Genomic DNA, 25,992 nt, shown 5'->3' with positions numbered 1-25,992 from the left:
TGGCTTCTCTTCAGCGGCCCAGCGCCAGCAGGCAGGCGCGGCGCACGTCCGCGTCCTCGTCGCGGTGGGCGGCCCGGTCCAGCGCCTCGCGCGCCTCCACGGTGCCCAGCGCCGCCACGGCGGGCGCGGCGGCCCGGCGGCCCGCGGGGCTCGCGCCGACCAGCGACTGCATCAGCGCCGCCCGCGCGTCCGCCCGCCGCATGCGCGCCAGCGCCGCCACCAGCAGGGGCGCCGTCGCGTCATCCGCCACCTCCAGCGCCGCCAGCAGCCCGGGCAGCCGGCCCTCCACCGGCAGCGCCAGCGCGGACACCACCTGCTCGCGCAGCATCACGTCCCCCAGGAGCGACACCAGCTGCTGCGTCGCGTGCGGGCCCGTGCGCGTGGCGAGGAAGCCCACCGCCGCGCTGCGCACGCTGTCGTCCCGGTCCCCGGCGGCGCGCAGCAGCGCGGGCAGCGTCTCCGGGGCGTCGTACTCCGCCACGGCGGACAGGGCCACCAGCCGCGTGGCCGGGTCCTCCGAGTGCACCGCCTCCAGCAGCACCGGCAGCGCGTCCGGCCGCCGGGCCACGCCCAGGCCCAGGAGGGCCGCGCGGCGCACGTCCGCGTCCGTGGAGGAGGCCGCGCGGCGCAGCGCCGCCATGGCGCTCTCCGTGTGCATGTGGGCCAGCGCGTCCACCACCGCCACGCGCACCTGGCCCGCGTCGTCGTTGGCCAGCGCGACGATGGCGTCCGCGGCGGCCTCCTCGTTGAGCTTCCCCAGCGACTGGCACGCGTAGTAGCGCACCCACGGGTCGCGGTCGTTCAGGCCGCCCAGCAGCGTGGAGGTGATGCGCGCCTGCTTGTCCGTCTGGCCCAGCGCGCGCATGGCGGTGGCGCGCGTGCGCTCCGACTCGTGGCTGGCGGCGGCCAGCAGCGCGTCCACCGCGCGCGGGTCGTCGATGAAGGGCAGGCCGTAGATGGCCGCGTCGCGCAGCCGCTCGTCCGGGTCCCGCATGGCGGCGAGCAGCGCGTCCAGGCCGCGCGTGTAGCCGAAGTACGCCACGATGCGCAGCGCCGCCCGCCGCTGGCGCGCGTCCGTGGAGCGCGCCGCCTCCAGCGCCAGCGCCTCCGTCGTCTCGCTGCCCAGGGACTGGATGGCGCCCACCACCGCCTGCGACACGCGCGGGTCCTCGTCCGCCAGCCGCGCGAACAGGGCGGGCACCGCGGACGTGTCGCCGATGCGCGACAGCGTCTCCGCCGCCAGCGCGCGCACCGTGGCGTCCCGGTCCTCCAGGCACACCAGCACGTCCGGCACCGCCGCGGCGCGCCTGCCCACGAGCGGCAGCAGCACCCGCCTGCGCGAGCTGTCCCCCTCGCGCAGCGCCTGGAGGATCTGCGCGTCCGCCTCCGCGCCCAGCTCCCCCAGGGCCGCCGCGGCCGCGCGCGACACGCCCAGGTCCTGCGAGTCCAGGAGCTTCAGCAGCCCCGTGGCCGCGTCCGCGCCGCCCACCCAGCCCAGCAGGCGCGCCACCGCGGTCTTCTCCCCCGCGTCCGCGCCCGCGATGACCTGGGCCAGCCGCCGGCCGGTGGGGTGCGGCTCCGCCGAGTGGGAGCGCAGCACCGACGGCACCGTGCGCGCGCCGCCGAAGCGCTGCACCTGCGCGTCGTGGATCTCGACGAGCGCCACCGCCGCCACGCGCACCACCGCGTCGTTGCCGCGCTGGAGCAGGCCCACGAGCGCGGGCACCGCGGCCTCCTGGCCGGTGCGCCCCAGGGCGCGCGCCGCCTCCAGGACGTAGAAGGGGTCCGACAGCAGCGCCATCAGCGCCGGCACGACGGTGGGGTCGCCCGAGCGGCCCAGCACGTCGATGGCGGGGAAGATGCGGAAGAAGTTGCCGCTGCCCAGCGACGTCAGGAGCGCGTCCACCGCCGCGCCGCCGCCCACGCGGCCCAGCGCCTCGATGGCGGCCACCGCCACGTTGTCGTCCGGGTGGACGATGAGCCGCGACAGCAGCGGCACGGACCGCCGGCTGCGGCGGCGCCCCAGCACCTGCGCGGCGTCGCAGACGATGGCCGGGTTGGGGTCGTCCCCCAGCGCCTCCACCGGGCCCTCGACCTCGCCCGTGGCGGCCACCAGCGCGTCCACCGCCGCGGCGAGGCGCGCCTCGCTGTCCCGGCGGTGGCGCAGCACCACGCACAGGGGCTCCACCGCGGCGGCGCCCAGGCGCGCCAGCGCGGACACCACGGCGCGGCGCACCGCCCACGACGGCGCGTCCAGCCCCCGCACCAGCTCCGGCAGGCTCGCCGGGCCCCGACGCGCCAGCTGCTCCACCGCCTCCACCCGGGCGCGGTCGTCCGCGGACAGCGACAGCGGGTGCTGCTTCGCGGGGGCGCTCATGTGGCCTGCTCCCGCGCGCGCTGGGGCGTCCCCGGCTCCGGGGTGTTCAGCAGGCCGCTCAGGTGACTCAAGCCCTCCACCTGCTCTCCGTGCAGCCGCGACAGCTGCCCCAGCCGGCCCGCCACCTCCTTCACCTCCTGGGCGGTGACGGCCATGGCGCGCGCCTGCTCCGCCGTGGTGACGGCGATCTCCCTCGCGCGGCCGCGCAGGTCCTCCACCGACCGGCCCAGCTGCTCGCTCAGCGCGGCCTGCTCCTGGACGGACCTCGCCACCGCCGCCACGCCCGTGGCCTGCTTCGCGGCGGACGCGGTGAGCAGGGACAGGGCCTCCGCCTGCTCATCCAGCGCGCGCGAGGTGGACCTCGCCACCCGGCGCACGTCCTCCGCGCCGCGCACCAGCGACGTGAGCGCCTGGGCCTGCTCGTCCGTGGCGCGCGTCACCTCCTTGGCCAGGCTGGCCACCTGGCGGCTGGCGAGCTCCCCCTGCTTGAGCGCGCGGGCCTGCTCCGCCATGGCGCGCGTGGACTGGGCCACCTCCTTGCGCGTGGCCTCCATGGCGCGCGTCACCTCCTGCGCGGCCTTGGCCTGCTCCGCGACGCCGGTGAGCGTGCGCTGCGTGGAGGCCGCCACCTCCTGCGCCGCCGCGCCCAGCAGCCCCACCTGCTGGCCCTGCGCCACCACCGCGGCGCTCACGCCCTGCACCAGCTGGCGCATCTGCGTGGTGCCCCGGGCCAGGTCCGTGGCGGCCTGCGCCTGCTCCTGCATCGCGCGCGACACCTTCTCCGCCACGTCCGCCAGCTGGTTGTTGGAGCGCACCGCGTCGCGCAGCGCCTTGGCCTGGTCCTGGGTGGCCTGGGTGGTCTGCCGCGCCATGCGCCGCATCTCCGTGCCGCCCTGGGCCAGCGCCTGCGCGGCCTGCGCCTGCTCCACCGCGGACGCGGCGATGAGCCGCCCCTGCTCGCTCACCTTCGCCGAGGCCTGCACCAGCGCCTGCACCGCCTGCACCTGCTCCGTCGACGCGCGCGACGCCTCGCGCACGTTCACGCCCAGCTCGTCCACGCCCTTGAGGATGGTGCCCAGCGCGCGCTCCGCGTCCCCCGCCAGCGCCGCGCCCTCGTCCGCCGCGCGCACGCCCTCACCGGTGGCCACGGCCGCCTCGCGCGCCGTCGCCTGGAGGCCCCGGACGATCTTGGCCACGTCGCCGCTGGCCGCCGCCGCGCGGTCCGCCAGGGCGCGGATCTCCTCCGCCACCACCGCGAAGCCGCGGCCGTGCTCCCCGGCGCGCGCCGCCTCGATGCTGGCGTTGAGCGACAGGAGGTTGGTGCGGTCCGCGATGAGGTTGATGGTCTGGACGATGTCGCCGATCTCCTCGGCGCGCCGGCCCATCTCCTTCATCACCCCGGACGACTCCACGATGGACTGGCGGATGCGGCCGAAGCCCGAGATGGAGCGCGCCACGGTGGTGCCGCCCTCGCGCGCGCTCGCGCCCACGCGCTCGGCGGCCTGCCGCGCCTCCTCCGTCAGCTGCGACGCGCGGCGCGTGGAGGCCTCCAGCTGCGCGGAAGCGGTGGCGCTGGTAGCGGCCAGGCCGTTGATGCTCTCCGCCGCGCGGGCCACCGCCTGGGCGGAGCGCGACAGCTGCTCGATGGTGGCCGCGTTGGCCTCCACCACGGCGGCGTTCTTCTCCGCGGTGGCGGCCACCTCCTCCACGCTGGCGGCCACCTCCTGCACGGTGGACGCGGTGGTGACGGCGCTGGCCTCCAGGGTGCGCGCGTGCTCGGCGACGCCGCGCACGCTGCGGGCCACCTGCTCCGTGGTGGAGGCCGTCTCCTCCACGCTGGCGGCCATGGTGGCCGCGTCGCGCACCACGTCCTGGAGCGTCTTGCCCAGGGACACCACGGCGCCGGACACCTGGCCCATGCGCTCGCCCACGCCCTGCGCGTCCGCGGCCAGCCGGGTGATGCCCTTGGACATCTCCTCGATGGTGGCGGCGACCTCCTCCGTGGTGGCGGCGCTGGCCTGGTTGCGCGACACCAGGTCCTCCACCGTGGCGGTCATCTCCTGCATGCTCGCCAGCAGCTCCTCGCTGGAGGCGGCCAGGTCCTCCGCGTTGGCGCTCACGCCCTTCACCGAGCGCGCCACCTCCTCCAGCGTGGAGGCCGTCACGTCCGCGCTGCTGGAGAGCGCGCTCGCGTCCTTGCGCACGCTGGCCACGGACGCGGTCACCTCCTGCATGGCGCCCGCGGTGGACTCCGCCTCCTGCTGCACGCCCCTCGCAGCGTCGCTCACGGACGCCTGGCTGCGCACCAGCGCCTGCACCGCGGCGCTCGTCTGCTCCACCTGCGCGGCCACGGACTCGATGGCGCTCCGCACCTGCTCGCCCGCCGCCGCCTGCTCGTTGCCCGCGGACGCGAGCCGCGCCGCCAGCTGCTCGGTGGACTTCACCAGCCCCACGCCCTCCGCCACCTGGAGCGAGGCGCGCTCCGCCAGCGCGCGAGCATCCTCCAGCCTCCGCACGCCGCTACCGCTGTCCGTCGACATCCGCCGCCTCCTCCCCGACCACCCGGGGGAAATCAATGAGCATCACCAGCCGCGGCCCCACCTGCGCCACGGCCTTCACGAACCCCTTCGCGCCCTCGACCACCATGGGTGGGGGCGGCTGGAGGGCGCGCGGATCCAGCTTCAGCACCTCGCGCGCGCTGTCCACGAGCAGCCCCACGGTGCGCTCGCCCAGCTGGCCCACCACCACCCGCGAGTCCAGGGACGGCGTCCCCGCCGGCAGCCCGAAGCGCGCGCGCGCGTCCACCACCGGGATGACCCGGCCGCGCACCTGCACCAGGCCGGCCACGTGCGCAGGCGCCCCGGGCACCGGCGTCGCGCCGGTGAAGGACTCCATCTGCACGACGTCCGCCGCGGGAATCGCGTACTCCGCCCCGTCCACCTTGAACAGCACGTGCAGCACGTTCATGACACCCGCTCCCCGGCCCGCGGCGCGCGCATGCGGCGGCCCGAGCGCGCCGCGCCCAGCGCGCCCAGGTCCAGCACCAGCGTGGGCTGGCCGTCCCCCAGGTCCGTGGCGCCGGCCACGCCGGGCACGCGCACCAGCGGATCCTCCAGCGGCCTCAGGACGATCTCCTGCTGCCCCACGAGCCGGTCCACCGCGAAGGCCACCGGCTCCCCGCGCTGGCGCACGATGAGCGCCTTGGCGCCCGGCCCCGCGTCCGCGCCGCGCGCGGGCGCCGGCGCGTCCAGCAGCCGCGCCAGCGGCACCAGCGGCACGGCCGCGCCCCGGCGCTCCACCAGCCCCACGCCGTCCGCGCCCGCGGGGCGCACCACGCCCGTGACGTCGATGAGCTCCTCCACGGTGGCCACCGAGACCGCGTACCGGCGGCCCGCGCACTCGAAGACGATGGCGTCCATCAGCGTCACCGTGAGGGGGACGCACACGGAGAAGGTGGTGCCCGCGCCCTTGCGCGTGTCCATGCGCAGCTCGCCGCCCAGCTGCTCCACGACGATGCGGCGCACGATGTCCATGCCCATGCCCCGGCCGCTGGTGCGCGAGGCCTCCTCGCGCGTGGACAGGCCGGGCCGGCACAGCAGGTCCAGGAGGGCGTCCGGCGAGTCCGGCACGGCGGTGCTCGCCGCCCTCGCCACCGCCCCCGGGTCCACGCCGCGCCCGTCGTCGCGCAGGGTCAGCTCCAGCTGGCCGTTGGCGCGGGCGTGACAGCCCAGGCGCACCACCCCCTCCGGGGGCTTGCCCGCGGCCTGGCGCTCCTCGGGGGACTCCAGCGCGTGGTCCACCGCGTTGCGCACCAGGTGCACCAGCGCGGGCAGCAGCCGGTCCGCCACCGCCTTGTCCAGCTCCGCGTCGCCCACGTCCAGCTCCAGCCGCACCGCCTTGCCCGTGGCGCGGCGCAGGCCTCGCACCAGCAGGGGCAGCGGCTCCAGCACGTCGCCCACGCGCACCATGCGCAGCCGCAGGATGGCCGAGCGCAGGTCGCGCAGCTGCCGGCCGTTCTCCTGGAGGATGGCGGTGAGCTCCCGCGTGGGCGCCCCGGCCTGGGTGAGCGCCGCCACCGCGCGCGTCAGCCGGGAGCGGTTGACCACGAGCGCCGCCAGCCACTCCATGGCCTCGTCCAGCCGGGACACCTCCACGCGCAGCAGGCCTCGGCCCCGGCGCGCCTCCGGCTCGTCCAGCGCTTCATCCGGGGCGGCGGCGCTGCCCGGAAGGCCGCCCGCGTCCGGGGCCGCGGGCTCGGCGGGCGCGCGCGCCGCCAGCGAGCGCACCGTGGCGGGCGGGCCGCCCACGGCGTCCAGCAGCACGGCGTCCTCCGCGCGGGTGATGAGCAGGAGCGCGAACGCGAGCGACGCGCCCCCCGCGGCGGCGCCGGACAGGGGCAGCACCTTCACGATGTCCGCGAGCTTCGCCACGCGCTCGCGCACCGTGTTGATGTTGAGGCCCTTCGCGGCGCGCTCCGCCGACGGCACGAAGTCCAGCCGCAGCGCGCGCTGTCCTCCGGCGAGGCCGCCCTCCAGCTGCTCGCGCTCGGACGGGGTCAGCCGGGCGGCGAACGCGGCCTCCGCGTCCAGCGCCATCGGCCGGGCCCGCTCGGGGGCCGCGTCCCGCACCTGCGGCCCCAGCGCCTCCAGCCGCTCCAGCAGGCTCGCGGGCGCGGGCGACGCGGCCTTGCCGGCGCCCAGCTGCCGCACGCGCAGCTCGATGGCGCGCAGGCCCTCCACCAGCGGCTCCACGCTGGACTCGGGCAGCCGGCCGCCGGCCTGATCCGCCAGCCTCAGCGAGGCCTCCATCCAGTGGGACAGGGAGACGACGGGCTCCACGTCCACCATGGAGGACAGGCCCTTGAGCGTGTGCAGCGCGCGGAACAGCTCGCGCACCGCGCGGGGCTGGGCCTGCCCCTTGCGCACGGCCGCCTCCACCGCGAGCAGCTCCTTCTGCGCGGCGGCGAGCAGCTCATCCACCTCCGCCAGGTACGCGGGGAGGAACTCCGCGAACTCCCCTTTTCCCGTCACCCGCGCGGCGCCTCGGCCGGAGCTTTCTCCAGGAGGGTCCGGGCGGCGTCCTGGAGGGAGTCCGGCGTGAAGGGCTTGGTCATGAAGCGGTTGGCGCCGGCCTGGAGCGCGCGCTCGCGGGACGCCTCATCGCCACGGGTGGTGACGATGATGATGGGCAGGTCGCGCAGGTGGTCCTGTCCGCGCACGAACTCCACCACCTCGATGCCGCCGATGTCGGGCATGTTGAGGTCCAGCACGAGCAGGTCATACGGCTTGAGCGACAACTGCTCGATGGCCTCCAGCCCGCTGGACGCCTGGGTGAAGCGGCTGTCCGGGTAGGGCCGCAGGCAGGCGACCACCATGTCGCGCATCACCTTGCTGTCATCGACGACGAGTACCTCGGGCATGGCGTCCTCTGAAAACGACGGGCCAAGCTAGACCGATTCCCACTCGCTGAAAGAAATGAGTCATCCGGCGCGCGCTGAACGTTGGCTGGTCCACGCCTGCCCCGAGCGCCGTGCCACGGCGGGTGACAGCGCGCCACGGACCTCCGCCACATCCGGCACCCTGCGCCCTGCTGACCTCCGCACCGGGGACCGACTTCCATCCATGCGCCCGCCTCCTCCGCCCGATGCCGCCTTCCCTCGCCCGTCGGGGTTCCCGCCCGTCCCTGCCGAGCCCGCACCGTGTGTCTGGGTGGTGGACGACAGCGCCAGCGAGGCGCGCTTCATCAAGGCCGCGTTGGGAACGGGCTTCCAGGTGGAGACGTTCCCGGATGGCGCCGCGATGCTCGAAAGGCTGCACGCCGGCCGGGCGCCGGACGTGGTGGTGCTGGACTGGGAGATGCCGGGAATGTCCGGCCCGGAGGTCTGCCAGTTCCTGCGCGGCCAGCGGGAGACGGAGGTGCTGCCGGTGCTGCTGCTCACCTCGCACAGCCGGCCGGAGGACCTGGTGCAGGGCCTGCGCGCGGGCGCCAACGACTACGTGTCCAAGCCCTTCCGCACGGAGGAGGTGCGCGCGCGGGTGGACGCGCTCGCGCGCACCAAGCGGCTGGTGGACGACGTGCGGCGCGCGAGCGAGGAGAAGGCCGAGGTGTTCGCGCAGCTGGACGCGCTGCTCACCTCCTCGCCGGTGGGGCTGTCCTTGATGGACCGGGACCTGCGCTTCGTGCGCGTCAACGCGTGCATGGCGAAGCTGGACGGGCTGCCCGTGGACGCCTACGCGGGGAGGACGCTGGCGGAGGTGCTGCCCGGCCGCGCGCCCTGGCTGGAGCCGCTGCTCCGCCGCGTGATGGAGACGGGCGAGCCCGCGGAGGAGCTGGGCCTCACGCTGGAGCACGCGGGCGCGCCGGGGAGCGGGGTGCACGTGATGGCCAGCTACCACCCGGTGCGCACCGCCCGGGGGGAGGTGGTGGGCGTGGGCAGCGTGCTGGTGGACGTCACCCGGCACAAGCAGGCGGAGGCCGAGCTGCGCTCGACCGCGGAGTTCCGCGAGCGCTTCCTGGGCATCGTGGGCCACGACCTGCGCAACCCGCTCAACTCCATCCGCATGGGCGCCAGCTTCCTCGTCGCCAGCGAGCAGCTGCCGCCGCCGCTGGAGCGCACCGCCAGCCGCATCATCCACAGCACGGACCGGATGACGCGGATGATCACCGAGCTCCTGGACTTCACCCGCAGCCGGCTGGGCAGCGGCATCCCGCTGACTCCGGGCGCCACGGACCTGGGTCAGGTGGCGCGCCAGGTGGTGGGGGAGCTGGAGCTGGTGCATCCGAACCGCACCGTGAAGGTGACGGCCACCGGCCCCCTCACGGGGAGCTGGGACGCGGACCGGCTGGCGCAGGTGCTGAGCAACCTGGTGGGCAACGCCCTCCAGTACAGCCCGGCGGACGCCACCGTGGAGCTGACGCTCGTGGGGGAACCGGAGCAGGCCGTCGCGCGGGTGAGCAACCCCGGGGAGGCCATCGACCCGGAGGAGCTGAAGACGCTGTTCCATCCGTTCCAGCGCGCGCGCACCGGCGCCCACGTGCCGTCCGGGCTGGGGCTGGGCCTCTTCATCTCCGACCAGATCGCCCGCGGGCACCGGGGCTCGCTCACCGTGACGTCGGACGCGGAGCGGACCGTGTTCACCCTGACGCTGCCGAGGAGCGGTGCCTGAGCCCGAGCGGACGCACGTCGCCCCGCTCGCGTGCCTCCCGGCCGGGCAGGCCCGCGGGCCTCCGGGAAGCGCCGGGGCCTGGGCGCCGCGCTCAGGAGGCCGGGCAGTGCCGGGCCACCATGGCCAGCAGCTCCGCGATGTCCACGGGCTTGCGCAGCAGGCCCACCGTGCCCGGCGGCGCCTTGGCGGAGAAGTGGGCGGTGAGCATCAGCACCGGCAGCTCGCGGTAGCGCGCGTCCTGCTGGAGCTGGTGGAGGAACTCATGTCCGTCCATCACCGGCATCATCAGGTCCAGCAGCACCAGGCAGGGCGGGTCGTCGTGGGCGGCCAGGACGTCCAGGGCGGCCTGGCCGTTGGCGGCCTGGAGCACCGTGTAGTCCTCCATCTCCAGCAGCTCCGCGACGACCTCGCGCAGGTCCGGTTCGTCGTCGACGATGAGGATGGTGGAACGCGAGGGGGTGCTGCTCACGGGCAGCAGCCTATGCAGGTCGCGCCGCTGGCGCCAAGGCTGACGTGAGCCCTCGCCCCGCGCGTGCACGCGGGCTTCACGCGGGGCAGGCCCCCGGCAGGTCGCCTGTCGGGAGGCACGCGCGGAGATGGGGGTGGGTCCGTTGCAACTGCCGGCCCCGCGCCCCCGTGGACCTCGTCGCGGACTCCATCGAAGCGAGCTGGGACGCACGGGGGCGGCGCTCCACGGAAGGGCGCGCGGACGCGGAGCAGGCGCCCGGCGCGGAGGGGACGGGCGGCCCTGGAGGCCGGGGCGGCCGGTGGAGCACGCCGTCCCTCGTCGCGTCCTGGCATGGACACGCGTGTCTACGTTTCGGGCATGGCAACGCATTCGACGCTGGAGGCCGGGACGGGCGGCCCGCCCTGGGTGGACGTGACGGTGCCGGTCCAGGACGGGATGGTGCACTGGCCGGACAACCCGCCCATCCAGGTGCGGCCCCACCTGGCGATGGCGAAGGGAGACGCGGCCAACGTGTCGCACCTGTCGCTGGGCGTGCACTCGGGGACGCACGTGGACGCGCCCGTGCACTTCATCGCGGGCGGCATGGGGGTGGACGCGATGCCCCTCGACCGGCTGCTGGGGGACGTGCGCGTGCTGGCGCTCTCCGGCGGGCCGGCCATCACAGCGGCCGCGCTGCGGGCCCACGCGCCGCGCCGGGGGGAGCGGCTGCTGTTCAAGACGCGCAACTCCTCACGCCGGTGGGACACGGCGGCCTTCCAGCCGGGCTTCACCTACCTGTCGAGCGACGGGGCGCGCTACCTGGTGGAGGTGGGGGTGCGCACGGTGGGCATCGACTACCTGTCCATCGCGGGCATGGACGAGGGCGCGGCGACGCACCAGCTGCTGTTGGAGGCGGGGGTCTGCGTCATCGAGGGCCTGGACCTGACGCGGGTGGAGCCCGGCGCCTGGGAGATGGTGTGTCTGCCGTTGCGACTGAAGGACGGGGACGGGGCTCCGGCGAGGGTGTTGTTGCGGTCACGAGCGGAGGGGGGACAGTCATGAAGGCCGTCGCGGTGTTTCCAGGCACCCACGAGGTGCGAGTAATTGATCAGCCGCCACCGCCCGTGGCGAAGGGCACGGAGGTGCTGCTCAAGGTGCGGGAGGTGGGCATCTGCGGCACGGACCGGGAGATCGCCGCGTTCGAGTACGGCGATCCTCCGCCGGGCGAGGACCACCTGGTGATTGGACACGAGGCGCTGGCCCAGGTGGAGGCGGTGGGGCCCGGGGTGACGAAGCTCCGCCCCGGGGACCTGGTGATTCCGTCGGTGCGCAGGCCGTGCCTGCACGAGGACTGTCTGGCCTGTCGCGCGGGCCGGCAGGACTTCTGCGTGACGGGGGACTTCCGCGAGCGCGGCATCAAGCAGACGCACGGCTTCCTCACGGAGCAGACGGTGGAGGAGGAGGGGAACCTCACGCGGGTGCCGCCGGAGCTGGCGGACGTGGCGGTGTTGACGGAGCCGCTGACCATCGCGGCGAAGGCGGTGCAGCAGGTGAAGACGTTGCAGCAGCGGCTGCCCTGGGAGCCCGCGAAGCAGCGGGCGGTCGTCCTGGGCGCGGGGCCGGTGGGCCTGCTGGGCGCGATGACGATGGTGGCGCACGGCTTCGAGACGCACGTGTATTCGATGGAGCCACAAGACAGCGACCGCGCGGACCTGGTGCGCTCGTTCGGCGCGGGCTACCTCTCCGGCCAGGACGTGAAGCCGGAGGAGCTGGGGAAGAAGCTGGGGAACATCGACCTCATCTACGAGGCGGTGGGCCACGCGAAGCTGGCGTTCACGGCGCTGGAGTCACTGGGGCCCAACGGGCTGTTCATCTTCACGGGCATCCCGCCGCTGAGCGGGGACACGCCGCTGCCGGCGGATCATCTGATGCGGAACATCGTGCTGGAGAACCAGCTGCTCTTCGGCACGGTCAACGCGAGCCGCAGCGCGTATGCGCTGGCCCTGAAGCTCCTGGGGCAGTGCATGGAGCTCTTCCCGGACAGCGTGCGGCGCATCATCACCGCGCACCGGAGCATCGAGGACGCGCCCGGGATGCTGCTCGAGCGCACGGGGATCAAGGAGGTGGTGCGGCTGGCGTGGAACTGAGGGACGGCGCTCGTCATGGGCCACTACGGCAGCTTGCTTCTGAGCCTCAGCCAGCCTTGCAGCTCCGGATGTTTCTGCACCCCGCGCGTTTCAGCGATCTGCGCCAGGACATTGAGCGCGTTCTTGAGGTCACGAAGCTTGAGGAGCCTGTCCTGCGGAAGGGTGCTCAGGTCCGTCGAGGATGACAGCCGTCCTGCGTCCTCGACGGACAGGGTGGCCATTCGCCGGAACCACGCCACGATGACCTCGGGGTCCAGGAGAGGGTCACCTTCCTGGGCCCCAAGGTCGCGGATGAGCCGTGCGCGCAGGTTCATCGCCGAGAGCGAGAAAGGGTGAGCGATGCGCGCTGGCGAACGACTCGAAAGCCCGTCGTATACGCGCAGCGCGATGTGAGCCCACGGAAGACTTCGTTCCTCGCCCGCCCGGGCAGCGGCTGTGAATGCGAACACTTCCCAGTTGAAGTTCTCGCCTCCAACGGGCTCGCCGATGGTGAGCCCATCAAGCCACACCGCTACGTCGTTGGCAGGCCATTGAAGAACGGTATCCAGCAGGTCTCGAACGGTTTCCATGGTCCCCGCTACTGTGGGAAGAGTATGCCCGCTCGGGCGAAGGCCTGTCTCCCGATCTCCAGCGCCCTCGCGCTCATCGCCTCGGATGCGCCATACAGGAAGTGACCACTCTGTGGCGTAATCTCCATGCCGATGCGAGCGGCGCCGTGAACAGCGATGTCCGCCTCGCCAGCGGCCAGCACGGGACGACCTCCACTGGCAACCGCGTGCGAGATTTCGGTTCCTCGCCACGTATGAGGAACCACCTGCAACTGGCCCTCAGGAGTGACCACCCACTTGATTCGGCCCGCGTTCGCATAGCGTAGGAACTCGGAGTCCATCACGCTGGCAGGTCGAACGCCGACCTTCCGCGCGGTTTCCAGCTCAGCAGCGAAGAACTGGGGCTTCTGGTTCTCGAAGAGCTTCGCTGGAGCAGCGTCGCGGCTCTGCGGCCCGCCCTGTCCTCCCTGCCCCCGAGCGGCCATGGCGACTGCATTGGGGGCAAGTCCTACCGTCATGGCTCCCTCAGCCACGGAGATGGAGCGAACACCGCCAGCCATCGCCGCGGACAGCTGGAAGCCCGCGTTCGTCTCCGCCGCCAGGGCCACACGCGCGAAGCCCGGGAGCATGGGGCCCTTCGAAGCCATGTTCGCCGCCCCGCCCCCCAGCGCCGCCGTCAGCGCCAGGATGAGGACTCGCGCTCCATTCGCTCCCATCACCTTCCCGAAGTGGTGCCCGGCCTCCTCCAACTCCTGGAAGGACACCGCCCGCTCCGCGTCCAGGGACAGCCGCTGCCATCCCTTCACGAGGTTGGCGAAGGACTCCAAGCCGATGTAGGCGATGACGTAGGTCGTTAGCGCGATGGCCACGAGCTTCGTCACCGGCTCGGGTGCCACGACGAGGACCATGTAGGCGGCCATGGCCGAGGTGATCATCGCCTTCAGGGCCAGTGGGTTGATGACTTCCTTCACCGCCTCCCTCTTCCTTGGGCGCGAGGCTCCGGGTCCCACGAAGCGAGCCGGACTCGCTGGCGCCCCTCCTCCTCGGGACGCAGAGAAAAGCGCATGTCCAGCACGAGCTGGGTCATCACCCTCTGGAACGCCCCCGCGTCAACTTCGATGGGCTCCACGCTGCTCGGCGGGGTGTAGACGATGGGCGCGCCTTCTCCCGTGTCCAAGCGGACCACCCTCGACGTTGCACAGCCCGCAATGAGGTATCCCAGCAGCAGCACCACGCCCCAACGCAGTGTCATCCCACCCTCCAGGCTGGCTCCCTCACAGAAGGAAGCGCGAGGCCGGGACTAACACCTGAGTCCGACACCCTTGGAATCGCGGCAAGGATGCGGACCGGCGCTGGGGGTGCTCACCGTGAGCGTGTGCTCCGCGCGGCGCCTCCTCCATCTCCCCGCCTCACCGCCTGGTTCACGGCCTGGATGAGCTGATCGATGTCATAGGGCTTCAGGAGCAGCTCAATCACATCCTGACCGGTGTATTTCTTCGCGCCCTCGCGGTTGGTGGTCGTGAGCACGAAGGGGATGCCCGCGACGACCGGGTTCGCCGCGAGCTTCTGGAACGCGCCCCAGCTCAACTCGAACGGCACGCTGATGTCGTAGACGATGACCGCTGGCGCCACCTCCCGCACCAGCGTCGCGAAGTCCAGCGGGCCGCGCATCACGTCCTGCACGCGCACGCCCTTCGCCTGGAAGCCCGCCCCGTCCAGCAGCTCTTCCAGTGCCTCGATGAGGTCCTCGCTCCCGTTCATCACCAACACGGCCGGTCGCTTTCCCATGCGGGGAAGTTGCGTCCTCCCGCCCCGAAGAAAAGCGGCCTCCCGCCAGCGGGTGTGGATCACCCGACAGTGCGCCGGGCGTCCAGGCCCCGTCAGGCGTGGCCCACCGGAGGCCCCGCGCGGGGCAGCCGCACCCGGAACGTGGCGCCCTGCCCCGGCGTGCTCGTCACCGCCACCTCGCCGCCGTGCGCCTCCACGATGCGATACAGGCGATACAGCCCCAGCCCCAGCCCCCCGTAATTGCGCGTGGGCACCGCGCGCTCGAAGCGGCGGAAGAGGCCGTCCACCCGGTCCGGCGCGATGCCGATGCCGTGGTCACGCACCTCCAGCCAGGCCGTGTCCGCGTCCGCCTGGACCTCCAGCTCCACGGGCTTGCCCGGACCGAACTTCATCGCGTTCACCAGCAGGTGCGTCACCACCTGCCCCAGCCGCAGCGCGTCCCAGCGCCCCACCGCGGGCGCCACGTCGCGCACCACCAGGAGGCACCCCGCGCGCGCCGCCACCTCCTCCGTGCGCGCCACCACGTCCCGCACCACCTGCCCCAGGTCCACGTCCTCCAGGTTCAGCCGGGGCGCGTGGCTCTGCATCTGCGACACGTCCAGCAGCCCCTCCACCAGGTCCGCCAGCCGCTGCACCTGCCGGTCCGCCGCCACCAGCGCGCGCTCCAGCCGCTCCGGCGCCACCTGGCGCTCGTGCTTGAGCGCCGCCGCCGTCCCCTGCACGCGCAGCCGCAGCGCGGCCAGGGGCGTGCGCAGCTCATGCGCGGCCACCGCCAGGAACTCGTCCCGCACGCGCACCGCCTCGCGCGCCTCGCGATACAGCCGCAGCTGCTCCGTCACGTCGCCGATGATGCCCGCCATGCGCACGGGCCGGCCCTGCGCGTCGCGGATGGCCCGGCCCCGGCTCACGCACGAGCGGTAGCCCCCGGCCTCGTGCTTCAGCCGGAACGACACGTCGTAGGGCGTCCCCTGCTCCAGGTGCCGCGCCAGCGCGGACGCCACCGCGTCCCGGTCCTCCGGGTGCACCCTCGCGAGGAACGCCTCGGAGGTCCCGGGGAAGTCCTCCGGCCCCAGCCCCAGCATCTCCAGCAGGCGCGGGCTCCAGTACATGCGCTGGCCGCGCATGTCCCAATCCCACACACCGTCATAGGAACCGGACACCACCAGCCGGTAGCGCTCCTCGCTCTCGCGCGCGGTGCGCTCGGCCTGCTCCAGGAGCCCCACCCGCCGCTCCAACTGGCGCACCATCGAGTAGAGGTGCGTCTCCGTGGACAGCTCGTCGGGCACCGGCGCGGGCAGGGGCCCCTCCGCGCGCGATTCGCGCAGCAGCGTGGCCACCAGCTCGTCGTCCCCCTGCGCGCGCCGCACGAAGCCGTTGGCCCCCACGTTGGCGGCCATGCGCAGGTCCAGCTCATCCGGCGAGGTGGCGTGCGTGAGGATGACCGGCACGCGCGCGAGCTTCGGATCCTGGCGCAGCGCCAGGCACAGCCGGAAGCCGTCCAGCCGGGGCATCAGCACGTCCGCCAGCACGACGTCCGGCGGATGCCGCCGCGCCAGCTCCAGCGCGGACACGCCGTCCTCCGCCTCCATCAGCTCGAAGTGGAAGGAGGCCAGCGCCAGCAGCAGGAGCTTGCGGTAGACGGGGTCGTCCTCCGCCACCAGCACCCGCAGCGCGGCCCGGCCGGCCTGCGCCCGCCGCGCCTCCCCCGGCAGCGCCTGCCGCACCGCCTCCACCCGCGCGCCCAGCGACAGGCCCGGCGCCAGGAAGCCCGTCACCGGCACCCCCAGCCGCTGGAGGGCCGCCTGCTCGGCCGGAGGCGCCTCCACCCAGAGGGAGGCGCCGGACCCGGCCAGCGCCGCGCGCAGCGCCTCCAACTGCGCCCCCGCCGAGCCGAGCAGCCCCGCCGCCGCCAGCACCAGGTGCACCGGCGGGGACTCGCGCAGCGCGCTGACCAGCGGCTCCACCCCCGCCGCCACCAGCACCCGCCACCCCTGGCCCTGGAACGCCAGGGACAGGAGCTCCCGATGAGGGCCCGGGGCTTCGACGAGCAGCAGGGTGGGCTTCATCGGGGGAGTGAGGCCGAAGGCGGGCGCGGGCGACAGGTCGTCCTGGAGCGAGGGCCCCCAACGGCCCGCCTCCAGGTATGGAAAGGGCGCAGTCTGGTAACGAAGGCTCCCGAGTCAAGGCAACCCTGCGGAAGTGTTGGAAGTTGGAAGGCCACGGGCCCAGGGAGCCAGCGGCTGGCCTGCCGCGTCACAGGTACAACCGGGCTACAGGTACACTTCATTTACACGCGCGCGGGGGGACGCGAGCGCGGCGGTGTGTTATTCGACCGCCCATGGGTGCCAAGAAAGTCACGGCGCAGGAGAAGCTGACCGGGTTCCAGGACCGGATTCGCGCCGCGGGGCTGCGCAGCACCGCCCCCCGCGTGGCCGTGCTGCGCAAGCTGGAGACCGCCACCGCCCCCATGAGCCACGCGGACCTGGTGGAGGAGCTGGGCGGCGAGGGCTACGACCGCGTCACCATCTACCGCAACCTCACCGACCTCACCGAGGCCGGCCTCGTCGTGCGCGCCGACCTGGGCGACCACGTCTGGCGCTTCGAGCTCAAGCGCGCCGGCGCCACCGAGCACGCCAACAACCACCCGCACTTCACCTGCACCGACTGCGGCACCGTCTCCTGCCTCCCCGAGGAGTCCGTGCGCCTCACCACCGCCCGGGGCGTCCCCCGCGCCGTGTCACAGCGCGCCGTCGAGGTCCAGCTGCGCGGCCTCTGCGACCGCTGCGAGTAGCCAGCCCACCCCTCCGCTCCCCGCCCGCCAGGCAGCCTGCCTGGGGAGCGCCCATGGCGCCTGTGCTCGCTGGTAGGCGCACGCCTACATGTGAGCTTCCACTCTCCTGTCCCCAGGCACAGATTCGTGCTGGCGAAGGCGGGGACCCGCCGCTCCGGCTCGGGGGACGGCGCGGGCGCTCCGCGGCTCGCAGGGGGATTGGGATGGAAGCCCATCACACGTTGCTGGTCGTCGACGACGACATGGACATCCGGGATGCGCTCCAGGACGCGCTGGAGCTGGAGGGCTACGCCGTGCAGCTGGCGGCGGATGGGCTGGAGGCGCTGGAGCGGCTGCGCTCGTCGGAGCCCCGGCCCCAGCTCATCCTCCTGGACCTGATGATGCCCCGCATGGACGGCGTCGCGTTCCGCGAGGCGCTGCGCCACGAGCGCGCGTGCTCGGACATCCCGGTGGTGGTGGCCAGCGCGGACCTGGACGTGCGCGGCACGGTGGATGGCATGGGCGTGGCGGGCTACCTGCGCAAGCCCCTGGACCTGTCCGCGCTGCTCACCACCGTGAAGCAGCTGTGCCTGCCGGTCTGAGCGCCCGCCTGCTCCACCTGCGGCGGGCCGGGATGACCGCGGGGCGCAGGTTGGCGCCAGGACCCAGCCACCCCACCCTTGAAGCCAGACACGAATCCCATACACGAAAGGAAGCGGGACCATGAAGAAGCTCATCGTCGCCACAGTGATGTGCCTTGGGACGGCTGCCTTCGCGCAGGAGACCTCCGGCACGCCAGAGAACCCGGCGCCGAGCGCGCCCAGCTCGCGTCAGCACAACGGCCCGTCCACGGGCATCCAGGCCCAGCAGGTGGGCCCCGCCATCGGTGACGCCGCGAAGTCGCTCGTGGGCGCGGACACGTCCAAGGACAAGGCGGCGCAGACCGGCGTCTGGAAGGAGAAGGACGCCTTCAGCCTGGAAGGCACCGTGAAGGCCAAGGACGACGACGACATCACCCTGGCGCGCAAGGACACGCTGCCGGAGGTGAAGCTGGACGTGCGCGAGCGGACGAAGGTGACCCTGGACGACAAGCCGGCGACGCTGAGCGAGCTGCCCGAGGGCGCCAGGGTGCGCGCGAAGTTCCAGCTGGACGGCGATGACTCCGTCGCGCTGGAGCTGAAGGCCACGTCGCCCAAGCCCAAGAAGTAGGACCGCCGGACAGCTTCCTCGCGAAGGCCGGACACCGGGCCCGCTCCCCACCAGGGGAGCAGGCCCGGCTTTTTTACTGCCCCTTCAGGGTCGGCCGGTGCCCTGGCTGGGAAGGAGATTGCCCTCTCCCCCGGGAATGTCGCACGGACAGCCTGCGCTCCGAGGCGGGTACGCCGCTTGCTTGGGTGGCGCGTACGCGTAGGGAGACCATGGTGAAACGACGACTGCTGGGCGTGTGTGTAGGGGCGATGGTGCTGTCGGCGTGGGGCTGCGGCGGGTCCGATGGGCCCTCGTCCCCCGTGGACGATACAGACGACATCAATCCGCGGCCGGAGCTGGATGCGGGGACGGGCGGTGACACGGACGCGGGCGCGGACGCCGGCACGGACACCGACGGCGGCGCGGACGCCGGGACGGACGCGGGCACCGACACCGACGCGGGCACGGACGCCGACGGCGGCACGGACGCGGGCGCGGTGGATCCATGGCCGGCGGATCCGGTGACGGACTATTCGGACCGCTACGGCATCGGCAAGGTGAAGTCGGTGGGCATCGACCTGGGCAAGAACATCTGGGTGCTGGACGGCGCCCGCATCGGCGTGGTGCGCGCGGACACGCAGAAGCTGGTCTGGGTGGCGGGGCCCGTGGGCCAGGCGGCGGAGGGGCAGTCCTCCACCGTCATCTGCGGCGGCGAGGCGGGCCGCGCCTACGTGGGCTACAGCGCGCCGGACCTGGACGTGGATCCGGAGTACCCCGGGCTGCACACCAACTTCATCGTCACCGCGAAGCCCTGCGAGAGGCCGGTGAACGACCAGACCTGCTACCCGTTCAGCGCGCGCCGGCTACAGCTCTACAAGCAGGGCGACGTGGACGCGGTGAAGCTGGACGCCAGCGGGCAGGTCACCCTCGAAAGCCACATCAACCAGTCCCGCCGCGCCAACACCGACGCGGACGGCACGCCCTTCATCCAGACGGGCCCGAGCGTGGTGGACGGCGTCAGCCTGGGCATCCGCAACAGCAACGACCACCACTTCGACGAAGACCGCGCCATGCTCAGCTGCGCGTCCGTGCTGCGCGGCCCCAACAAGGGCGACGTCTTCTTCGGCACCAACCACGGCGTCGTGCGCCTCCGCGGCCTGACGTACAACGCCCACCGGCACCCGGTGTGGTTCGACGCGAGGGGCTCGCAGTACGCCGGCTACACCTACGGCCTGGGCATCTCGCCGGAGGGGGACGTGCTCATCGCGAACGACTGGAACTTCGGCACCGTCACGCCCGACACGAAGCTGGAGACCTGGGACGACACCCTCAGGTCGGACATCAACCAGCAGAAGGTGAAGTCCTCCTATCTCCCGGAGGTCAACTCGCAGGCGGACTTCGACGAGTGGCGCGGCTTCCAGCAGACCACCGACGGGAAGTACTACCTGGGCAGCAAGTCGCTGGGCCTGTGGGAGATGACCATCCTCTCCGCCACCAACCCCTTCCAGAAGGGCACCCGCGTCGGCGCGGACGTGTCCGCGCTCGGCAACGTCAACAGCCTGGCCTCCACCCAGGATGGCTCGCTCTTCATCGGCACCAACGCGGGCGGCCTCTACCGGCTGACCCCGGCCAAGACGCTGGAGAAGGTGGCGGGCGTGCGCGGCAACAAGGTGCTCCAGCTGGTGTACGACGGCTCCGGCGCCTCCGGCATGCTGCTGGTGCTCACCTCCGAGGGCCTGACGGTACTGCGCGGCTACTAGCAGGTCCCACCCTGACGCCGGGATGCTGCGCATGTCGCACCCGGCGTCACGGCGGCGCGGCGCCCGCCTGGAAGGCGCGGAAATGTTCGGGAAGGAGGCCCGGTTTTGCTTCCGCCCCCTTGCCTTCGCTCAAGCGGGCAGGCGGACCGGCCCCCGGGCTTCACGGCCCTCGGGATCGCTCTCTACAATCGCCCTCGCCCCACCGGAGGAATCCGAACGCATGCGCCTGAGACTCGCCCGCCGCCGTCACGCCGCTGGTGCCACCTCCTCCCTCGCCATCTCCGAGGCAGTGGAGCCCCACGGCCGCAACGAGCTCCAGGCGCGAGGCCCCGACCCCTTCCGGCCGGACCGGCGCCTGCGCTGGCGGGACCACTTCGTGCTCACCGAGCACCTGCTCCAGCTGGACAGCATCCACCCGGAGCATGACGGCCTGCGCATCGCGCAGCTGTCGGACGTGCACGTGGGCCAGGCGACCTCCGACGTGCGGATCCGCCGCGCGGTGGCCGCGGTGAACGAGGCGGCGCCGGACCTGGTGTTCCTCACGGGCGACTACGTCACCCACAGCCCCAAGCCGCTGCCGCGCGTGCGCCAGCTGCTCCAGGGGCTCAACGGCCCCGTCTTCGTGGTGATGGGCAACCATGACCACTGGGTGGACGTGCCCTACCTGCGCGCGGGCTTCGAGGACCTGGGCTACACGGTGCTCCAGAACGAGCACCGCGTGGTGCACGTGAAGGGCGCCCCGGTGACGGTGCTGGGCATCGACGACGGGCTCACCGGCATGGCGGACGTGGAGGCCACCTTCCGGGGGGCGCCCACGACCGGCACGCGGCTGGTGCTGGCCCACACGCCGCCCACCGCGGAGCAGCTGCCCGCGCACGCGGGGCTGGTGCAGTTCTCCGGGCACACGCACGGCGGGCAGTTCATCGTGCGAGGCCTCACCGAGGCCATCTTCCGCCGCGCGGGCCAGCCCTACATCCGCGGCCACTACCGGGTGAACGGCAACCACCTGTACGTGAACCAGGGGCTGGGCTTCGGCTTCGGCGGGCCGTACCTGCGCCGGGGCAGCACGCCGGAGGTCGCCTTCTTCACCCTGCGCACCCCGCAGGCCGCCCACGTCGGGACCTGATGCCACGGCGCGCCCGCGCGTCCTTCAGCGCAGGGGCGCGCCCAGCTTCATGCCGCCCAGCGAGCTCTCGCGCTTCTTGCGCGACAGGCTGAAGGGGCCGGGCCCGAAGTAGACGATGAGCAGGGCGCCTCCCGCCATGGAGAGGTTCTTCATGAAGTGGATGAGGTTGTTCTGGGCCTGGACCGGATCATCCATCTTCCAGAAGTGATGGACCATGAAGGCGGCCGCCACCAGGAACACGGCGAGCATGGCCGCGCCCAGGCGGGCGAAGGTGCCCAGCAGGACGCACAGGCCCCCCACCACCAGCACCCCACCGGACACCAGCACCGCCAGCCGTGCGTCGGGCACACCGGACGCCTGGGCGTAGGCCGTGAGGGCCTGGAGCTGGATGAAGTGATTGAGCCCGCTGGTGATGAAGATGACCGAGAACAGCAGTCGTCCCAGCGGTGCGAGCAGCCCCATGGATGACCTCCGTGCCTCCGACGTGTCCCCCCGCAACGCGGACGGGTGGGTGTCATTCTCCAGATACGCACGGCCGGGCGGGCGGACAGCCGGCCCCCGCTCCCCCGCCCGTTCCCCAGGCGGGCGGACCGCCGGTCCGTCCCCGGGGTGACGCACCGGCGGGCTGCGACAACACGCCACAGTGCGCCAGGACGGTGGGACGCTAGGGTGGCCACGCCTTGAGAACCTCCATCCTGGCCCTCCTGAGCGCCGCGCTCCTCCTCGCCCCCGCGCCCGCGGCGTGGGCCTGCGCGAGCTGCGCGTGCGGGGACCCCACCCTCACGTCCATGGGCGGCGAGCAGCCCTTCGAAGGGCGCCTGCGGCTGTCCACGATGCTGCGCGCGTGGGGCCACACGGAGGGCGTGGCGGGCGTGGACGCGCAGCGGCTGCGCGAGCTGCGCATGGACGTGGCGGTGGCGTACGCGCCCAGACCCTGGCTGGTGCTGGCGGTGAACCTGCCGCTCCAGGCGCGCGAGGTCCAGGACGTGAGCCTGGGGTTCGAGCGCGGCTGGGGGCTGGGCGACATCGACGTGAGCGCGAAGGCGTTCGTGTGGAAGGACAAGGAGTTCTCGCCGGACCAGCTGCTCAGCGTGGTGGGCGGGGTGAAGCTGCCCACCGGCCCCCGGCTGCGCGCGCGGGACGGGACGGCGCTGGGCATCGACGCGCAGCCCGGCAGCGGCTCCGTGGATCCGATGGCGGGGCTGGCGTGGCAGGGCTTCCGGGGCAGCTGGTCGTTCCTCGCGAGCGCCCTGGGCTTCCTGCCCTCGCGCGGGCGCGACGACTACCGGCTGGGCGCGTCGGTGCGCACGCAGGTGGCGGCGCAGTATCAGCCGTCGCCCACCTGGGCGGTACGCCTGGGCGTGGACACCCGGGCGGAGAAGGCGCCGGACACGAACGGCACTCCGGAGGAGTCCGGCGGAGGCTTCATCGCCTACGCGTCGCCGGACCTCCTCTTCAGCCCGGGCATGGACGTGGTGGTGCAGGCCGGGGTGCGCATCCCCGTCGTCAACCAGCTGCGCCGGGTGTCGTCCACGCCCATCGCGGTGCTCTCGCTCGCGTACGACCTGTGATGCTCCGCGCCGCGCGTCTGGGATGGCTGGGATGGCTGTGCATGCTGAGCGCGTGTGGCGAGCGCGTGGATGGCATGACCGTCACGCTGGGCCTGGAGCACCGGGCCGCCGCGCAGGGCGTGCAGGCGGCGGGCGGCGACCGGTCCTTCACGCGCGCGGACGGCCAGGTGCTCACGCTGACGCGCGGCTACGTGGCGCTGGGCAGCGTGGAGCTGAGGCCGTGCGAGGAGGCGCTGGGCTGGCGGCTCTTGAAGGCGCTGTCGCCCGTTGGAACCGCGCACGCGCACTCGGTGGGGTCGCCGTTGAAGCTGGGCGTGCCGCACGTGAGCGGGCTGGAGCGGCCGGACGGGGACGTGCTGACGCTGGGCACGGTGCGGCCTCCGCCGGGGCGCTACTGCCGGGCGCGGCTCACCTTCGAGCCCGCGGACGCGGACGCGGAGGGGCTGCCGGGCGCGGACAGCGGCGTGGACATGGGGGAGCGCACGCTGTGGCTGGAGGGGACGCGGGTGCCCGCGGGGGGCGGTGAGCCCCAGCCGTTCCGGCTGGTGACGTCCAACGTGGCCACGGTGGACGTGGTGCTGGACGGGCTGACGCTGTCCGAGGAAGAGCCGGCGGCCGAGCGCACCTTCGCGCTCGCCTGGGACACGTGGCTGGCCACGGTGGACCTGGAGTCCCCCGACGCGGCGGCGGCGGCGCTGGACACGGTGGCCCGCTCCGTGGCGATGTCCTCCGCCACGCCATGACGCCATCACCGCGGCCCTCCTCCGAACCCTCGCTCCGCGCCCGCATCAACCTGGTGTGGCTGTTGCGGCTGCGCTGGGGCGTGCTGGTGGGGCAGGCGGTGCTGGTGGCGGTGGCGGCGTGGGGCCTGAAGCTGGTGCTGCCGGTGCCCGCGCTGGTGGCGCTGCTGGGTCTGGAGGCGGTGACGAACGCGGCGGTGCGCGCGGGGCTCGCCAGGGCGCGGCCGGTGGCGGAGGCGGCCATCTTCGGGCTGATGCTCTGGGACACGCTGGTGCTCACGGGGCTGCTCGCGCTGAGCGGTGGCACGCACAACCCCTTCACCACGCTGTACCTGGTGAACGTGGCGCTGGGCACGGTGCTGCTGCCGCCGCGCCGCACGTGGGCGATGCTGGGCGTCACGCTGGTGGCGTTCGGGTCGCTGTTCGTGTTGCAGGACGTGACGCTGCCGGGGCTGGAGCGGCCGGACCACGCGGAGCTGATGCGGCTGCACCTGAGCGGCATGTGGGTGGCGTTCGCGGTGGCGGCGGGCTTCATCGTGTATTTCATCCAGCGCGTGACGCGAGCCCTGGCCCGGCGTGAGCAGGAGTTGGAGCAGGCGAGGGCAAGGCACGCGAGGCAGGAGAAGGTGGCCTCGCTGGCGACGCTTGCGGCGGGCGCGGCGCATGAGCTGTCCACGCCGCTGTCCACCATCGCGGTGGTGGCGAAGGAGCTGGAGCGGGCGCTCGCGGCATCACAGACATCTGAGTCAGTGAGAGAGGATTTGAGGCTCATCCGCCAGCAGGTGGACCGCTGCCGGGACGTGCTGGTGCAGATGTCCGCGGACGCGGGTCAGACGACGGGCGAGCCCTTCCAGCCCATCCCGCTGGAGCGGCTTGTGGAGGAGACGCTGTCGGAGCTGACGGGCCGCGAGCGGGTGCGGGTGGATGTGCCGGAGGCCCTGAGGACACAGCGGGTGCACGGACCGCCGAGAGCGCTCGCGAGGGTGCTGCGGGGGCTGGTGAAGAACGCGCTCCAGGCAACGCCCGCGGGCCGGGGCGTGGAGCTGCGGGTGCTGCCGGAGGGCACGGGCGCGCGGCTGGAGGTGCGCGACGAGGGCCAGGGCATGCCAGAGGCGGTGCTGACACGCGCGGGAGAGCCGTTCTTCACGACGAAGGCGCCGGGCGAAGGCATGGGGTTGGGCTTGTTCCTGGCGCGCTCGCTGGCGGAGCAGTTGGGAGGCTCCCTGGAGCTGCGCTCGAAGGCGGGGGAGGGCACGACGGCGAGCCTGAGCCTGCCGGGCGAGGGCGCGAAGGAAGCGGCGGCATGAGCACGGTCCCGGTGGATCAGCGTCCCAGCCTGTTGCTGGTGGACGACGACAGCACGCTGCGCGAGCGCCTGGCGAGGGCCTTCCGCGAGCGCGGCTGGGACGTGACGACGGCGGGCAACCACGACGAGGCCATGGCGGCGGCGCGGCGCGAGTCACCGGAGTACGCGGTGGTGGATCTGCGCATGCCGGGCCACAGCGGGCTGGAGCTGGTGCGCGACCTGCTGGCGGTGGATGCGTCCACGCGGGTCATCGTGCTGACGGGCTACGGCAGCATCTCCACGACGGTGGACGCCATCCGGCTGGGAGCGGTGAACTACCTGCCGAAGCCCGCGGACGCGGACGACATCCTGGCGGCGTTCGCGCGGGCGGAGGAAGCGCCGAACGTCGCGGCGCCGGAGACGCTCCAGGCGCCGTCACTGGCGCGAGCGGAGTGGGAGCACATCCACCGCGTGCTCGCGGACAGCGCCGGCAACATCTCCGAGGCCGCCCGCAAGCTGGGCATCCACCGCCGGTCGCTCCAGCGGAAGCTCCAGAAGTACCCGCCGTCGCGCTGACGCGGCGTCTTCACTCCCATTTCCAGGGTGCCGAGTTCCATTCATCAATGTTCAGGTGTCCGGTCTTCCCAGCTCCAAGGGGAGCGGTCCGGTTCGCCCTTGTGCCTGAGCTGTGACTCCACGAATGACTCGATGTCCGGAGTCCCAGCGCAGCGGCCTGATTCACGGCTCGGATGAATCCGTCATGCCCCGCGGGTTGAAGCTGCATGAGTCGGCTGGAGTTAAGTGCGGAGCAGAGGAGCGAGCTGGAGGCGTGCTTCCGAAGGACGGAGGACCGACGACTGCGGGAGAGGTGCCAGGCGGTGCTGATGGCCGCCCGAGGACGTCCCCAGCCGCAGATTGCAGAGGACCTGGGTACCACGACCCGTAATGTCCGTAACCGTCCGGTGGACGTCGTGCCGGGAGGCTTGATGACAGACGCGGACCGTGCTCGGCGAGCGCCGCGAGGAGCGAGGAGTTCAGGGACTGGGCTGGAGGGGCGAATCGGGCGGGTCGGCGGTGC

The 25,992-nt window shown here is 73.2% G+C and carries 23 protein-coding genes; 12 read left to right on the top strand and 11 right to left on the bottom strand.

Annotation, left to right across the window (positions count from 1 at the left end; genetic code table 11):
• Window positions 1-10: 10 nt before the first annotated feature.
• The 5 genes from U8525_RS22660 to U8525_RS22640 are packed head-to-tail and all read right to left on the bottom strand — an operon-like array spanning window position 11 to window position 7,796.
• Window positions 11-2,377, bottom strand: coding sequence for a HEAT repeat domain-containing protein (locus U8525_RS22660; protein WP_374268372.1), 2,367 nt, complete (start codon window positions 2,375-2,377; stop codon window positions 11-13).
• Window positions 2,374-4,917, bottom strand: coding sequence for a methyl-accepting chemotaxis protein (locus U8525_RS22655; protein WP_374268371.1), 2,544 nt, complete (start codon window positions 4,915-4,917; stop codon window positions 2,374-2,376). The genes U8525_RS22660 and U8525_RS22655 overlap by 4 nt, the downstream gene beginning before the upstream one ends.
• Complete coding sequence (locus U8525_RS22650) at window positions 4,898-5,344, bottom strand: chemotaxis protein CheW (protein ID WP_374268370.1); 447 nt, start codon at window positions 5,342-5,344, stop codon at window positions 4,898-4,900. Before U8525_RS22650 ends, U8525_RS22655 begins: the two co-directional genes overlap by 20 nt.
• Window positions 5,341-7,407, bottom strand: a complete 2,067-nt coding sequence (locus U8525_RS22645) for a chemotaxis protein CheA (protein WP_374268369.1) — start codon at window positions 7,405-7,407, stop codon at window positions 5,341-5,343. Before U8525_RS22645 ends, U8525_RS22650 begins: the two co-directional genes overlap by 4 nt.
• The gene (locus U8525_RS22640) at window positions 7,404-7,796 is read right to left on the bottom strand and encodes a response regulator (protein WP_374268368.1); all 393 of its coding nucleotides are present in this window, start codon (window positions 7,794-7,796) and stop codon (window positions 7,404-7,406) included. Before U8525_RS22640 ends, U8525_RS22645 begins: the two co-directional genes overlap by 4 nt.
• Before the next feature lie 289 nt (window positions 7,797-8,085).
• Here U8525_RS22640 and U8525_RS22635 point away from each other — a divergent pair, with 289 nt between their 5' ends.
• A complete protein-coding gene (locus U8525_RS22635; RefSeq protein WP_374268367.1) occupies window positions 8,086-9,543 on the top strand; it encodes a response regulator in 1,458 nt (485 codons plus the stop codon).
• Between the two features lie 91 nt (window positions 9,544-9,634).
• On the opposite strand, the gene U8525_RS22630 is transcribed toward U8525_RS22635, so the two are convergent.
• On the bottom strand, window positions 9,635-10,012 hold the full coding sequence (locus U8525_RS22630; RefSeq protein ID WP_374268366.1) for a response regulator: 378 nt from the start codon (window positions 10,010-10,012) through the stop codon (window positions 9,635-9,637).
• 357 nt (window positions 10,013-10,369) lie between these two features.
• Between U8525_RS22630 and U8525_RS22625 the strand changes: the two genes are divergently transcribed.
• Window positions 10,370-11,053: a cyclase family protein gene (locus tag U8525_RS22625; RefSeq protein ID WP_374268365.1), complete on the top strand. Its 684-nt coding sequence runs from the start codon at window positions 10,370-10,372 to the stop codon at window positions 11,051-11,053.
• Window positions 11,050-12,138: a glucose 1-dehydrogenase gene (locus U8525_RS22620; protein WP_374268364.1), complete on the top strand. Its 1,089-nt coding sequence runs from the start codon at window positions 11,050-11,052 to the stop codon at window positions 12,136-12,138. Before U8525_RS22625 ends, U8525_RS22620 begins: the two co-directional genes overlap by 4 nt.
• Window positions 12,139-12,161: 23 nt before the next feature.
• On the opposite strand, the gene U8525_RS22615 is transcribed toward U8525_RS22620, so the two are convergent.
• The 4 genes from U8525_RS22615 to U8525_RS22600 all read right to left on the bottom strand — a co-directional run bounded on the left by U8525_RS22615 (window position 12,162) and on the right by U8525_RS22600 (window position 16,540).
• On the bottom strand, window positions 12,162-12,707 hold the full coding sequence (locus U8525_RS22615) for a hypothetical protein (protein WP_374268363.1): 546 nt from the start codon (window positions 12,705-12,707) through the stop codon (window positions 12,162-12,164).
• An 8-nt stretch (window positions 12,708-12,715) separates the two neighbouring features.
• A complete protein-coding gene (locus U8525_RS22610; protein WP_374268362.1) occupies window positions 12,716-13,657 on the bottom strand; it encodes a hypothetical protein in 942 nt (313 codons plus the stop codon).
• A gap of 391 nt (window positions 13,658-14,048) precedes the next feature.
• On the bottom strand, window positions 14,049-14,474 hold the full coding sequence (locus U8525_RS22605) for a hypothetical protein (protein WP_374268361.1): 426 nt from the start codon (window positions 14,472-14,474) through the stop codon (window positions 14,049-14,051).
• 92 nt (window positions 14,475-14,566) lie between these two features.
• Entirely contained in the window at window positions 14,567-16,540 is a 1,974-nt protein-coding gene (locus U8525_RS22600) for an ATP-binding protein (RefSeq protein WP_374268360.1), read from the bottom strand.
• Window positions 16,541-16,812: 272 nt separating this feature from the next.
• On the opposite strand from U8525_RS22600, the gene U8525_RS22595 reads away from it, so the two are divergent.
• The 5 genes from U8525_RS22595 (at window position 16,813) to U8525_RS22575 (ending at window position 21,318) form a co-directional block, all read left to right on the top strand.
• Window positions 16,813-17,265 (top strand): Fur family transcriptional regulator, encoded by a 453-nt coding sequence (locus U8525_RS22595; RefSeq protein ID WP_374268359.1) that lies wholly within the window; start codon window positions 16,813-16,815, stop codon window positions 17,263-17,265.
• A gap of 203 nt (window positions 17,266-17,468) precedes the next feature.
• Window positions 17,469-17,846 carry a response regulator gene (locus tag U8525_RS22590; protein WP_374268358.1) on the top strand — a complete coding sequence of 126 codons (378 nt, stop codon included), beginning with the start codon at window positions 17,469-17,471 and terminating at the stop codon, window positions 17,844-17,846.
• 121 nt (window positions 17,847-17,967) lie between these two features.
• Window positions 17,968-18,453 carry a hypothetical protein gene (locus U8525_RS22585; RefSeq protein ID WP_374268357.1) on the top strand — a complete coding sequence of 162 codons (486 nt, stop codon included), beginning with the start codon at window positions 17,968-17,970 and terminating at the stop codon, window positions 18,451-18,453.
• Between the two features lie 209 nt (window positions 18,454-18,662).
• Entirely contained in the window at window positions 18,663-20,192 is a 1,530-nt protein-coding gene (locus U8525_RS22580; protein ID WP_374268356.1) for a hypothetical protein, read from the top strand.
• Between the two features lie 220 nt (window positions 20,193-20,412).
• Complete coding sequence (locus tag U8525_RS22575) at window positions 20,413-21,318, top strand: metallophosphoesterase (RefSeq protein WP_374268355.1); 906 nt, start codon at window positions 20,413-20,415, stop codon at window positions 21,316-21,318.
• Between the two features lie 24 nt (window positions 21,319-21,342).
• Here U8525_RS22575 and U8525_RS22570 read toward each other — a convergent pair whose 3' ends face one another.
• Entirely contained in the window at window positions 21,343-21,780 is a 438-nt protein-coding gene (locus U8525_RS22570) for a DoxX family protein (RefSeq protein ID WP_374268354.1), read from the bottom strand.
• 218 nt (window positions 21,781-21,998) lie between these two features.
• On the opposite strand from U8525_RS22570, the gene U8525_RS22565 reads away from it, so the two are divergent.
• The 4 genes from U8525_RS22565 to U8525_RS22550 are packed head-to-tail and all read left to right on the top strand — an operon-like array spanning window position 21,999 to window position 25,490.
• Window positions 21,999-22,889 (top strand): transporter, encoded by an 891-nt coding sequence (locus U8525_RS22565; protein WP_374268353.1) that lies wholly within the window; start codon window positions 21,999-22,001, stop codon window positions 22,887-22,889.
• Window positions 22,890-22,930: 41 nt separating this feature from the next.
• Window positions 22,931-23,632, top strand: coding sequence for a hypothetical protein (locus U8525_RS22560; RefSeq protein WP_374268352.1), 702 nt, complete (start codon window positions 22,931-22,933; stop codon window positions 23,630-23,632).
• Window positions 23,629-24,936: an ATP-binding protein gene (locus tag U8525_RS22555; protein WP_374268351.1), complete on the top strand. Its 1,308-nt coding sequence runs from the start codon at window positions 23,629-23,631 to the stop codon at window positions 24,934-24,936. Before U8525_RS22560 ends, U8525_RS22555 begins: the two co-directional genes overlap by 4 nt.
• Window positions 24,933-25,490 (top strand): response regulator transcription factor, encoded by a 558-nt coding sequence (locus U8525_RS22550; protein WP_374268350.1) that lies wholly within the window; start codon window positions 24,933-24,935, stop codon window positions 25,488-25,490. The genes U8525_RS22555 and U8525_RS22550 overlap by 4 nt, the downstream gene beginning before the upstream one ends.
• Window positions 25,491-25,992: the final 502 nt, after the last annotated feature.

Origin of the sequence: Corallococcus sp. RDP092CA, assembly GCF_041903675.1 — a bacterium.
Taxonomy (GTDB): Bacteria; Myxococcota; Myxococcia; order Myxococcales; family Myxococcaceae; genus Corallococcus.
Note: the sequence above shows the minus strand (reverse complement) of the source record. Positions and strands in the feature narration are given on the sequence as shown.